The organism is Catonella sp., assembly GCF_057250765.1.
Genome location: NZ_DBHIEC010000005.1, coordinates 74,691 through 86,846, shown reverse-complemented (window position 1 = coordinate 86,846; position 12,156 = coordinate 74,691). Strand labels below are relative to the sequence as shown.

Sequence of the window (12,156 nt, the reverse complement as noted above, 5' to 3'; positions counted from 1 at the left end):
AAATCTCCTCACTTTCTTATCAAACGTTTATATGAAGTACTGATACTGCAATTGTAAAATATACCGTCAGCGACACTGCATCCACTATGGTTGTAATCAAAGGGCTTGCCATAACTGCAGGGTCAAAGCCGACTTTTTCAGCAACCAGAGGGAGTACACAGCCGATAAATTTTGCAAATATAACAACTACAATAAGGGTTGCACATATTACAAATGCTACCGGAAGGGCTAATTTATCTATAACAAGCAGCTTAATGAAGTTAGCTCCTGCAAGCGTCACCCCACACAATACTGCAACTCTTATCTCTTTCCAAATGACCTTAAATATTTCACTGAATTCTATCTCTCCCAGTGAAAGACCACGGATAACCGAAACGCTTGCCTGTGAGCCCGCGTTTCCACCCGTATCCATAAGCATAGGGATGTAGGCAGTAAGTATAACATACGAGGCTAGTGCATCTTCATAGCCCGTTATAATAGCTCCGGTAAAGGTAGCCGATATCATAAGGAATAAAAGCCATGGCATCCTCTTCTTATAGGTCTCCCAGGTAGTCATCTTGTAATATGGTTTATCTGATGGCAAAATAGCTGCCATCTTCTCAATATCCTCTGTTGCCTCTTCCTGAAGGATGTCTACTACGTCATCCACGGTGATTATACCAACCATTCGGTTTTCATTATCTACCACAGGCATCGCGGTAAATCCGTACTTCTGTATGGTAAGCGCGGCCTCTTCCTGGTCAGTATGAGTATTGATACTGATGACCTTGGTATTCATAATGTCGCCAATAAGTTCATCAGGTTCTCTTATGAGAAGGTATCTAAGCGCTACTGTTCCCTTTAGTACACGCTGGTTATCAACTACATAACAGATATTTACTGTTTCAGAGTCAAGTCCTCTTCGCTTTATCTTAAGTATGGCATCTTCAACCGTCATCATTTCTCTTAGGTCTATGAACTCGACAGTCATTATACTTCCCGCGCTATACTCCGGATAACGCAGAAGATGGTTTATATCTGCCCTGGTCTCAGGGCTTGCCTTTGCTAGAATCTTCTTTACTACGTTGGCAGGCATTTCCTCAAGAAGGTCAGTCGCATCATCCGCCATGAGGTTATCAATAATATGTGATGCCTCAGTATCAGACATAGAAGCGATTATGTATTGCTGGTCGTCAAGCTCCAGTTCGGCAAATACATCAGCAGCCATATCCTTTGGAAGTATTCTAAAGAGCTTTAATGAGTCCTCATCATCCATCTCATCCATGGCAAAGGCTATATCTACCACGTTCATATCTTCCATCTTTTTTCTGAGTGTTCTATAGTCCTTTGCAAGAAGCAGTTTTTCAAGCTCTTCTCTATAGTTCTCCTCTAATTTATCTTCCACGCCTGATTCCTCCTTCTTTTATTCATACTTTGTAGATAATACCCGTTACTTCATTCCATATACCACCACAGGATAAGAAATCCGGCATCTGCATACATTCTCCGGATTTCACCCCTGTATCTATGATATCATCAGATGATAATTCCTTCAAGGTGGTCACACTCGTGCTCGATAATCTCGGCTATATAACCGCTATAGAGCTTGATATGCTTCTTGAATTCCTCATCATGGTACTCAATTGTGATATTTCTATGCCTGGTTGTTTTTCTCTCACCATCAAGGCACATACATCCCTCTTCTGTCTCATAAGCTCCGCTTTTCTTGATTATCTTAGGGTTAATCATAACAACCATTTCATCACTGTTTTCAGGCTGAATGGCTATTACAGCTTTATTTACTCCTATCATGTTGGCTGACATACCTACGCACTCATCTGAATAAGCCCTTAAGGTATCCTTCAAATCCTCCACTACAGCCATATCATCCTTAGTCATAGGCTCTGATTTGAGCCTCAAAAAAAACTGATCCTTTACTAACTCTCTTACCATATATTCTCATCCTTTATATCTTAAATTCTCTAACCACCCTGATTCTCGTCTATATCAGTCACGAATCGAGTTATATCAGGTATTTATAATACTTCTTTTACGGCCTTTACTACATTCTCAACCGTAAAACCGAATTCCTTAAAGAGCACATCAGCAGGAGCGGAAGCACCAAATCTGTCGAGGCATACTGTCTTTCCGTCAAGTCCGACATACTTGCCCCAGCCAAACTCTGAGAGGGCTTCAACAGCTACCCTGGCTCTTACAGCCTTTGGCAACACCTTTTCCTTATATTCTTGGGGCTGCTTCTCAAAGATATCCATACAAGGCATGGATACAACTCTTACATCAACACCTTCCTTAGCGAGGGCTTCCTTAGCTTCGATAGAAAGACTAACCTCTGAACCGCTTGCAATGATGATTGCATCAGGAGTCTCTTTTGAAGAATCCGCTACTATATAGCCTCCCTTAAGGGCTTCCTTTGATGAGCCTGCAAGCTGTGGAAGATTCTGTCTTGTAAGTACAAGGGCTGTAGGTGTCTCTTTTGAAGTAACCGCACTATACCAAGCCGCTATTGTCTCAGTTGCATCAGCAGGGCGGAATACATTGAAATTAGGCATGGCTCTAAACTCAGCAAGCTGCTCTATAGGCTCGTGAGTAGGTCCGTCCTCTCCTACACCGATAGAATCGTGTGTAAGTATGAAGGTAAGTGGTATCTCCATAAGTGAGGCAAGTCGTGCCATAGGCTTCACATAGTCACTGAATACAAAGAAGGTGGATACATATGCCTTAAGTCCGTGAAGCACAAGACCATTGCCTATACCTGTCATCGCTAGTTCTCTTACGCCAAAATGTACATTTCTTCCGGCATAATTCTCTGCAGAATAGTCTCCTGCGCCGTTAACATAGCTCTTGTTAGACGGAGCGAGGTCTGCTGAACCTCCAAACAGGGTAGGGAGTTTGGCGGAAAGCTTGTTAAGCACCTTTCCCGAAAGGTTTCTGGTTGCATCAGCCTTCTCATCATAACTCCAGAAGTCTTCATCATCTAAGAGCTTACATGCCTTGGTCTCATCCTTATATTCATCCCAAAGAGTCTTCATCTCAGGGAATTTCTCACAATAATCCTTAAAGAGCTTATTCCACTCTTCTTCCTTCTTCGCTAATTTCTCTGCCTTTGCCTTATAGTTCTCATATACCTCGTCAGGTACAAAGAAAGGCTCTTCACTTGGCCAGCCGAGAGTTTTTTTCATTGCAATAATATTATCGGCACCAAGTGGAGCTCCATGAACATCTGCTGAACCTTCTTTTGGAGAACCAAAGCCTATTTTTGTATTTATCTTGATAAATGAAGGGCTTTCCTTATCCTCCTTAGCCTCTTCTATAGCCTTTCCGATTTCAGATATGTCATTTCCGTCTTTTACTTCAAACACCTTAAAGCCCATAGCCTTAAATCTGGCAGGTACATCCTCTGTAAAGGCGATGTCTGTATTTCCTTCAATAGATATCTTGTTTGAATCGTAAAGCACAATAAGCTTGTTTAGCTTGAGTGTGCCGGCAAGTGAAAATGCCTCATAGTTGATGCCTTCCATCATACAGCCGTCACCACCAAGTACATAGGTATAGTGGTCAACTACAGGATAGCCTTCCTTGTTGAACTTAGCTGCAAGATGAGTCTCAGCCATAGCCATACCCACAGCCATAGCCATACCCGCACCAAGAGGACCTGTGGATGCTTCTACTCCTGTAGTAACCCCATACTCAGGATGTCCCGGTGTCTTAGAGCCCCACTGACGGAAATTCTTTAAGTCGTCAAGAGTAAGTCCATATCCAAAAAGATGGAGCAATGAGTAAAGAAGAGTAGAGCCATGTCCGCCTGAAAGTACGAATCTGTCTCTATTTTCCCAGCTAGGATTCTTTGGGTTGTGGTTCATGTGATTGGCCCAAAGCTCGTATCCTATCGCAGCCGCACCAAGAGGGAGTCCCGGATGTCCTGAATTCGCCTTCTGCACAGCATCTGCCGACAATACTCTGATTGCATTTACTGATAAGTTATCGATATTACTCATTTTGTCCTCCTAAATATTTTATTGTCTGTTTATTATTAATTCCTCAGCATAAGGCAGTGTCTTGATCCAGTCACAAAGCACATGCCATTCATCAAGCTTATGAGCCTTTCTCGCATAGTAAATGTTCGAGAGGGTTTCATAGTTTAGGGTACAGGTTCTAAGCTGGTTGTAGCTTGAAGGAAGCATCTGGATAAGGTCATACCAGTAGGTCTTATCCTTTGATTCCACGTATTTCTTTCTTACCTCTTCCATATAGTCCACAAAGGAGAAAAAGTGTTTTCTTGATTCCTCTGTCATATGGTCAGTAGAAAAATCCGCTTCTTCAAATGCCTTAGAGTGAATCTTATGCATGGTACTTGTAGAGTTGGCTACAGTGCCCACTTTGTAGGTATCATACTCCTTCCACCAGTAAAGCGGTGCGGTTATGTCAACCGACACAAATATCTGCCTTATAAACTTCCTGTGGTCAGGACCTGCTTTCGCAAGCTTTGTAGCAAGACTAAGGTCATTCTCACCTAAAATGTAGTTATTGTTCTCATCATAATAGCTATCCGTTCTATCCCAGGAATTCATAGGGTTTCTAGCACCCCTCATCGCATTCTCGAGGTTGAGGACGGAGGTTCTCTCAAGTTTTATCATAATCTTTTCACCTTTAATCTAATATTTTGACACTAAAATCCAGTATCAGTTTACCACATTTTCTGCCCACTTATCAATAGTGAAACCAGATATATCAATAATCAGTTTCCGCGATTCTAAAATACTCCTTAAAACATTTCACAATCGAAATATTATACTTTTAACTCTTGTATAAGTTTATAATTTTGCAACAAAAAAACTGTTACATCAGAATGAGTATACACCAATAAGTTACCTGGTCCTACAGACCACCTATCAGGTATTTTTCTTTTGTAACAGTCCTTTTTTGTATTACTATTTTTGTATTACTTTTCTGTATCACCGGCATTTTCAGTAGTGTTTTCGACTACTTTATCTGTACTTTCATCCTTTACCGGATTTTCCGCGGCAGCATTATATGTTTTTATCTCCTCTGTCACAGCCACATCAGCCTTATTGTCATCAGTCTTGTTAGCTTCAGCTTTATCCACCTTTTCATCCTCAGGGTCAGGAAGTCCCTTTATCTCTCTGTACATCTTGATAAATTCCTTACCTGTGATAGTCTCCTTCTCAATGAGGTACTCTGCTATCTTCTCAAGTGCGTCTCTATTTTCCTTGATGATGTTCACAGCCCTGTCATAGTATTCTTTCATACGCCTTGCTACTTCTTCGTCTATCCTGGCTGCTGTCTCGTCCGCACAGTTAAGTACAGCCCTGCCGTCAAGGTAACGGTTCTCTATGGATTCAAGACCTACCATACCGAATTTGTCTGACATACCATACTGAGTAATCATAGAGCGAAGAATGGCTGTAGCCCGCTCAATATCATTGCTTGCGCCAGTCGTCACCGAGTTAAACACAACATCTTCAGCAGCTCTTCCTCCAAGGAAGGTAACAATATCTGTCTCCAGCTCCTCCTTACTCTGAAGGAATTTTTCCTCTTTAGGAAGCTGCATAGTATAGCCAAGTGAACCCATTGTTCTAGGCACTATCGTTATCTTCTGTACCGGATCAGCATTCTTCATAGATGCAGTTATAAGAGCATGTCCTACCTCATGGAAGGCAACTATACGCTTTTCTTCCTTGCCAAGTATCCTATCCTTCTTTTCTTTACCGGCTATAACAACTTCAACAGCTTCAAAAAGGTCAGCCTGTCCAACGCTCTTTCTTCCTGCCTTTACCGCCATAATGGCAGCTTCATTTATCATATTTGCAAGGTCTGAACCAACAGCTCCTGCTGTAGCCATCGCAATTGCATCCAAGTCTACCGTGTCATCCATAAGTACATCTTTGCTGTGTACCTTAAGTATAGCTATTCTTCCCTTAAGGTCAGGGCGGTCAACTATAACCCTTCTATCAAATCGTCCCGGGCGAAGAAGAGCCTTATCAAGCACGTCAGGACGGTTTGTCGCAGCAAGTATAACTACTCCCTTTGATTTGGCATCAAAGCCGTCCATCTCTGCAAGAAGCTGGTTCAATGTCTGCTCACGCTCGTCATTGCCGCCACCATACTTAGAATCCCTGCTCTTACCTATGGCATCTATCTCGTCTATGAATATGATACAAGGCGCCATACTGTGTGCCTGCTTAAATAAGTCTCTTACTCTTGAAGCACCTACACCTACGAACATTTCCACAAAATCGGAGCCTGAAAGCGAGAAGAAAGGTACATTGGCCTCTCCCGCAACTGCTTTTGCAAGCAGGGTCTTACCGGTTCCCGGAGGTCCTACAAGAAGGGCTCCCTTAGGAAGCTTAGCTCCTATCTCAGCGTATTTTCTAGGATTGTGAAGGAAGTCAACCATTTCTCGAAGTGAGTCCTTGGCCTCGTCCTCGCCTGCCACATCCGCAAAGGTTATGCCTGTACGCTTCTCAACATATACCTTGGCATTGCTCTTGCCTACTCCCATCATACCGCCTGCATTCTTTGAGAATGAACGGTAAAGTAGATACATAACCACCCAAATCCCCACAAGAGGAAGGATATAGATAGCAAAGAACTCAAGTATGCCCTGAGAAGCATCCGCTACTGGCGAGCTTACCTTCACATTTGCCTTAAGGAGCCTCTCTGCGAGGTCATTATCACCTATATAACCTGTATAATAAGTTGGCGCATATATATCATTGGCTGAACCCTTAGGCGTGATTTCAATCTTGCCCTGCTTAAGCACAACCGACTCCACCTTGCCGTCATCTATCATCTTAACAAACTCATTGTAGGTTATCTCCTTGTTGATTCCCTGTTTTATAAGCTGCATTCCATAGATGAATGTCAAAAATATAATAATTGTTGCTATAATGGTGATTATCCCGGCTTTTTTATTCATTCCTCCGCCCGAGTTGTTATCACCAGGTTTTTTATTCTTATTCTCGTCCATTCAACTTCCTTTCCCTAACTCATTAACACAATTTCATTGTATACAATTATATCTAAGTCGAGCTTTAATTGCAAGCAATACACAATTATTTCACTAATTCTTACCCCTGTTCTTCTCGTAGATAAGCCCAAGCCCCTTTATAAGCAGTGAATCATCCACTACTATCTTCTTCTTACAATACGGCACTACCAGTTTTGCAAGCCCTCCCGTTGCTATAGTTAGGAGTTCTCTTCCCATCTCTTCTTCTATTCGCTCTATCATGCCGTCTATCATAGCGGCATTGCCGTATATGGTTCCGCTCTTCATACTGTCTATGGTATTGCTGCCAATTACCTTCTTCGGAGCCTCAAGGCTGATTCTTATAAGCTGTGAAGTGCCGCTTACAAGGGAATTAAGAGCTGTCACAACTCCCGGCATAATGGCACCGCCCATAAACTGCTTCTTTTCATTTACGTAGCTAAAGGTTGTAGCAGTACCCATATCAATAATAATAAAAGGAGGCTTATACTCGTAAATGGCAGCAACTGCGCCTGCTATGAGGTCAGCACCAAGCTGTGCAGGATTGTCAATAACTATATTTATACCGCTTTTTACTCCAGGTCCCACTATGAGAGGAGCCTTGCCACATACCTTGTTTACCGCCTCAGCTATAGTGTCCGTAAGTTGTGGAACTACTGAAGAGATGATACATCCCTCCACATCGGTAGGAGTTTTGCCATAGAGCTCAAAAAGATTCTTAAACATAATGGCGTACTCAAGGCTTGTTTTACCCATATTGGTAGCAAGTCTCTCTTCAAAAATCAGCTCTTTTCCCTCAAGACAGCCCAGAACTATATTGCTGTTTCCCATATCTACTGCAAATATCATAAGTCTCTCCAATATATAATAATGAGGACAGGAACGCTCCTTTCGTCACGAACCTGCCCCACAAATTTTGGGTTTAATTTTCTTCTATGATGCTCTTTGCCTTGTCAGGATCGGCTGATACTGAAAGATAAACATAGTTTCCTTTGCGGATAACAAAGGCATTCTCAAGACGCTTAAGCTCTTCAGGTACATAGTTCTTAAAGCTTGCCTTCTGAGTTTCAACTCTTTCATTAAGCTTAGTCTCAATCTCCTTAGCGGCCTCTTCATCATTTGCCTCAAAAGCAGCTATCTCTTCAGCAGTACCACCTGAACTTGATACATATATCTTCATAGCCTTTATCTTATCCTGTGGAAGTCCCGGATAAATGATATCAATTGTCTCAGCTTCAGGCTCAGCAAGCTTATCATCATACTTTATTTCATTTAGAAGTCTGTCAGCTACCTTTGTTACGTCAACAGCAGCCTGACTGCTCTTTGCTGATGAAGCCTGTGCAGTACTTGCAGCAGAACTTGTCTTCTTTGCATCGCCGCTTCCTCCGCAACCATAGAGTACAGCAGAAGCTGTAAGTGTTACTATGGAAAGTGCAGCTAACATTTTGATTTTGCTTGTTGTTTTTCTCATCTTCTTAACCTCATTCTTAATAATTCATATTTACGATATAAGCAAGTATTCTCTTGCAATATTCCCTATTCATATGTATTCCGTCAGGAGTTACATCACTTGGAAGGTATCCTTTGTCGTTGGCTACAGCAGGAGAATTGTCCACATAGGTTTCCCCATTATCCTCAGCCATCTTCTTGATTACCTTATTAAACTTCTTCACATTCTTCATATTGAATATCTTATCTGACTTAGACTTCTTCTCGGTTACAGGTAAGATACCCTGAACTACAACCTCAGCATTTGGCTGGATTTTCTTAATTGCATCTATGGTCTTTTGATACTCATCTGCAAAGATATTGGTATATGGCCATCCCAGTTCATTTATACCAAAGCAAATGTATACCTTTTTGTACTGCTTATCCTTTAAGGCATCAATCACGGTCACTGCCTTACCTGCTGCATTCTTTACAACCTTTTCGGTACGGGCATTCTTAACATTTAAACCTCTTCCCGCAAAGAAGTCAGGGCTTGTAAGACCTGCATTTATCTGAAGCCCCTGTGTCCTTGAGTCTCCAATAAAAACCGTATCCTTGTAGTAGTCTTCCTCTGCTTCCTTAGACGCAGTAACAAGCTTTTTGATATCGGTCTTTTCCTCTGTTTTCTCCTTTTTATCTGTCTTGGATGGGGTAGTCTTTGTATCTTTGTTTTCTTTTCTAACATCACCGTTTGACGCATTGGAGGACGTCTGACTTGAAGCTGTGGTGCTGCTCGCCAAGGCATTAGCAGAAGAGGAGCTTCCATTCTCAGCTACATTTGCGGCAGAGCCTGTAGCAGCCACACTTTTAGGATTATTCCCACTATCTCCGGTAAAAAGACTTATAAATCCGTACGCTCCCATTATACCTGCGGCCATAATCGTAACAACAACTACGGCAACCAGGCCTCTGTTCTCGTTTCTTCTTTTTCTTCTATATGCATTTCTGTTGTTTCTGTATGAATTACCGCTCATTCCTACCTCATTTCAAATCACATTTTATCTGCAACAGCTAAGCACTTTTAGCACTCAGCAAAATGAGTATAAGTTTGTCAATATCAATTGTCAAGCGTATTTCACTTAATTTTTGTTTTTTAAGATTTTTGTAAAATATAATTAACCATTTTTGATATATATTCGTAATCTTCTTTGTCTGCATTGGCTACAATACCTATAATCATTTCTTCTTTGGTGCTGGAGACTTCGCTTAAAAGCTTGCTTTTCTTAAGACTGATACCATAGCCGTTTGATGTAAGCCTATCCTTATATGAAGCGTCATCCTTTATCACCTCAGATATCTTGAGGAAGGTCCCATTTGAGGCAAAGTCATCAAATTTGGCCTTGTCTGCTATGATTACATTTATGTCGCCTGCGGCAATCTTTGCTACAAGTTTCTGGGTATTGGCAACTGCATTGCCCATGCCTGACTCATCAAGGTAGTAGCTGTCATCGATAAGAATCTCCTGCTTACCCTCTCTAAGCCCCAGTATATCCATAAGTTGCTTTTGAAGCTCATTAACCTTATTCTCATCCCAGTAGTCGTTTACTACAGCAACAGAAACGACAACATCTGCCTTTGGCGAAAGAACGGTGTACAAAAATGACGCAATAAAACCTAGGACAATTATTCCTATAATCACCTTATTCCTGTAATAGTCATTAAAATAAGCAAGCTTTTCCTTTCTGCTCATTTTCTTCCACTTTTCGCCTTCACTTTCTTCAGGATGGCGCCTGTAGATGTAGGCTTCTTCATCCAAAACACTGTTTTTCTTCATATCTACTCTTCTATAAGCTTGAACTTCTTAAGCATAGCCTCAAGCTTATCCTGGTTAATAGGCTTTCCAGCGTAAGCAGTACAGCCATTTTCAAATGCCTTGGTCACGTGTCTCGTCTCGCTAAGGGCAGTAGTCATAACTATCTTAACTCTCTCATCCTCAGCAACACCACTCTCTTCTTCTATCTTTCTGATAGTTTTAAGCGCCTGATGTCCGTCCATCTCGGGCATCATTATATCCAAACAAATAAGGTCGTAAGGCTCACCGCATTCAATGGCCATCTTATACGCTTCAACAGCTTCCTTACCATCTACTGTTACATCACATTCCCCATATTTCTCAAAAAATCTAAGCATGAACTTCCTACTCGCGAAATCATCCTCTGCTATAAGTACCTTCATTTTTACCTCCAAGAATAAATATTTGTATGTTAAGAAATAATGTGTACCTTTTGAAATTTTATGTTATCATAATGATAGATTAGTGTCAAATGTGAAAGTGTGGTTTTTTAGTGAAATCCTATGTAAATGTTGTAAAATTTTATGAAAGTGAGGTACTTATGGTTTCAGATAAGATGAAAGGTTTACTCGCAGGAAGCTCTGTTATCAGGGCTATGTTTGAAGATGGTAAAAGACTGGCTAAGGAGTATGGAAGTAAAAATGTATATGACTTCAGCCTTGGCAACCCCTTCTCCTACCCTCCCGAAAAACTAAAGACCGTAATCAAGTCCTTAGTGGATGAGACGAATCCTACCTTTCTTCACGGATATATGAATAATTCAGGCTATGAGGCTGTCCGCGAAAAGATAGCCTCCTCACTTAACAAGAGATTTGGAACAAACTTTTCATTTATGAATATAATAATGACTGTGGGCGCCGCGGGAGGCCTCAACGTGGCTTTTAAGACCTTATTAAACCCTGGTGATGAGGTCATTACCTTTTCACCTTATTTTAGCGAATACAGGCATTACGCCGATAACTCCAGCGGAAAGCTTGTAGCCCTTAAGCCAAATACGGAAGGCGGCTTTAGACCTGATGCAGACGAGCTTAGAAAGGCTATCACTCCAAATACCAAGGCTGTAATAATAAATTCTCCTAACAATCCTACAGGTGTAGTATATTCTGAGGAGGATATTAGAAGCATAGTGAATGTACTTAGAGAAAAGAGCGCAGAAATAGGACATGCTATCTTTCTTATCTCCGATGAGCCTTACAGGGAGCTGGTCTACGGCGGTGTAACTGTGCCTTATCTTACTAAGTACTATGAAAATACCATAGTCTGCTACTCTTACAGCAAGTCACTCTCCCTCCCCGGCGAGCGTATAGGCTACCTCGTCATTCCTACTGAGATTGAAGATTTTTCTGACATGGTCTCTGCCGCAAATACTGCCACAAGGATACTTGGCTTTGTAAATGCTCCGTCCCTTATGCAGCTTGCTATCGCAGAGTGTCTGGATGAAGGTGCTGATATAAGTGTGTATGAAGAAAACAGGAATAAACTTATGAAGATGTTTGACGAAATCGGCTTTTCCTACATAAAGCCTGAAGGTGCTTTCTACCTCTTTATGAAAACGCCTGAGGATGATAAGGTCTTCGCTGAGCAGGCTAAGAAGGAGAGAATCCTCTTAGTTCCAGGCTCCGCCTTTGGCTGCCAGGGATATGCAAGGATAGCTTATTGCGTGAATACTAAGGTGATTGAGAGGTCTTATGAGGGATTTAGGAGGCTAGCTGAGAGATATAGGGATAATATAAACTAACCTGGTTGACGCTCCCACCTCTTTATATTGCTCATAAGCTTAGCTGCTTTGCAATGCAACAGCCAATAATTTCTCTCTACTTTCCACAGTCGCCCTCTCCAAAATATCCCTCCACATTTTTGTGGAATGTTC

11 protein-coding genes are annotated in these 12,156 nt (G+C 41.7%); 1 reads left to right on the top strand and 10 read right to left on the bottom strand.

The features are described from left to right. Positions 1-19: 19 nt before the first annotated feature. The 10 genes from mgtE to ACO6HM_RS04000 all read right to left on the bottom strand — a co-directional run bounded on the left by mgtE (position 20) and on the right by ACO6HM_RS04000 (position 10,669). Positions 20-1,384 (bottom strand): magnesium transporter, encoded by a 1,365-nt coding sequence (mgtE, locus tag ACO6HM_RS04045; RefSeq protein ID WP_208427846.1) that lies wholly within the window; start codon positions 1,382-1,384, stop codon positions 20-22. A gap of 131 nt (positions 1,385-1,515) precedes the next feature. Next, a complete protein-coding gene (locus ACO6HM_RS04040) occupies positions 1,516-1,932 on the bottom strand; it encodes a peptide deformylase (RefSeq protein WP_208427845.1) in 417 nt (138 codons plus the stop codon). 83 nt (positions 1,933-2,015) lie between these two features. Further along, positions 2,016-3,995, bottom strand: a complete 1,980-nt coding sequence (tkt, locus tag ACO6HM_RS04035) for a transketolase (RefSeq protein ID WP_485389888.1) — start codon at positions 3,993-3,995, stop codon at positions 2,016-2,018. Between the two features lie 18 nt (positions 3,996-4,013). Further along, positions 4,014-4,634, bottom strand: a complete 621-nt coding sequence (locus ACO6HM_RS04030; RefSeq protein WP_485389887.1) for a hypothetical protein — start codon at positions 4,632-4,634, stop codon at positions 4,014-4,016. Between the two features lie 305 nt (positions 4,635-4,939). After that, positions 4,940-6,988, bottom strand: coding sequence for an ATP-dependent zinc metalloprotease FtsH (gene ftsH / locus ACO6HM_RS04025; RefSeq protein WP_485389886.1), 2,049 nt, complete (start codon positions 6,986-6,988; stop codon positions 4,940-4,942). Between the two features lie 93 nt (positions 6,989-7,081). Continuing rightward, positions 7,082-7,855, bottom strand: a complete 774-nt coding sequence (locus tag ACO6HM_RS04020) for a type III pantothenate kinase (protein WP_485389885.1) — start codon at positions 7,853-7,855, stop codon at positions 7,082-7,084. 73 nt (positions 7,856-7,928) lie between these two features. Beyond that, positions 7,929-8,477, bottom strand: coding sequence for a DUF4358 domain-containing protein (locus ACO6HM_RS04015; RefSeq protein WP_485389884.1), 549 nt, complete (start codon positions 8,475-8,477; stop codon positions 7,929-7,931). A gap of 16 nt (positions 8,478-8,493) precedes the next feature. Continuing rightward, positions 8,494-9,468 (bottom strand): GDSL-type esterase/lipase family protein, encoded by a 975-nt coding sequence (locus ACO6HM_RS04010; RefSeq protein WP_485389883.1) that lies wholly within the window; start codon positions 9,466-9,468, stop codon positions 8,494-8,496. 119 nt (positions 9,469-9,587) lie between these two features. Next, the gene (locus ACO6HM_RS04005) at positions 9,588-10,268 is read right to left on the bottom strand and encodes a hypothetical protein (protein WP_485389882.1); all 681 of its coding nucleotides are present in this window, start codon (positions 10,266-10,268) and stop codon (positions 9,588-9,590) included. A gap of 2 nt (positions 10,269-10,270) precedes the next feature. Next, positions 10,271-10,669, bottom strand: coding sequence for a response regulator (locus tag ACO6HM_RS04000; RefSeq protein WP_485389881.1), 399 nt, complete (start codon positions 10,667-10,669; stop codon positions 10,271-10,273). A gap of 158 nt (positions 10,670-10,827) precedes the next feature. Here ACO6HM_RS04000 and ACO6HM_RS03995 point away from each other — a divergent pair, with 158 nt between their 5' ends. Continuing rightward, positions 10,828-12,024: a pyridoxal phosphate-dependent aminotransferase gene (locus tag ACO6HM_RS03995; RefSeq protein ID WP_485389880.1), complete on the top strand. Its 1,197-nt coding sequence runs from the start codon at positions 10,828-10,830 to the stop codon at positions 12,022-12,024. The last annotated feature ends 132 nt before the right edge of the window (positions 12,025-12,156 follow it).

Excerpts from the sequence above, each read along its gene's own strand:
- ACO6HM_RS04040 (WP_208427845.1), bottom strand. The coding sequence starts at position 1,932 with ATGGTAAGAGAGTTAGTAAAGGATCAGTTTTTTTTGAGGCTCAAATCA.
- tkt (WP_485389888.1), bottom strand. The coding sequence starts at position 3,995 with ATGAGTAATATCGATAACTTATCAGTAAATGCAATCAGAGTATTGTCG.
- ACO6HM_RS04030 (WP_485389887.1), bottom strand. The coding sequence starts at position 4,634 with ATGATAAAACTTGAGAGAACCTCCGTCCTCAACCTCGAGAATGCGATG.
- ftsH (WP_485389886.1), bottom strand. The coding sequence starts at position 6,988 with ATGGACGAGAATAAGAATAAAAAACCTGGTGATAACAACTCGGGCGGA.
- ACO6HM_RS04020 (WP_485389885.1), bottom strand. The coding sequence starts at position 7,855 with ATGATATTTGCAGTAGATATGGGAAACAGCAATATAGTTCTGGGCTGT.
- ACO6HM_RS04015 (WP_485389884.1), bottom strand. The coding sequence starts at position 8,477 with ATGAGAAAAACAACAAGCAAAATCAAAATGTTAGCTGCACTTTCCATA.
- ACO6HM_RS04010 (WP_485389883.1), bottom strand. The coding sequence starts at position 9,468 with ATGAGCGGTAATTCATACAGAAACAACAGAAATGCATATAGAAGAAAA.
- ACO6HM_RS04005 (WP_485389882.1), bottom strand. The coding sequence starts at position 10,268 with ATGAAGAAAAACAGTGTTTTGGATGAAGAAGCCTACATCTACAGGCGC.
- ACO6HM_RS04000 (WP_485389881.1), bottom strand. The coding sequence starts at position 10,669 with ATGAAGGTACTTATAGCAGAGGATGATTTCGCGAGTAGGAAGTTCATG.
- ACO6HM_RS03995 (WP_485389880.1), top strand. The coding sequence starts at position 10,828 with ATGGTTTCAGATAAGATGAAAGGTTTACTCGCAGGAAGCTCTGTTATC.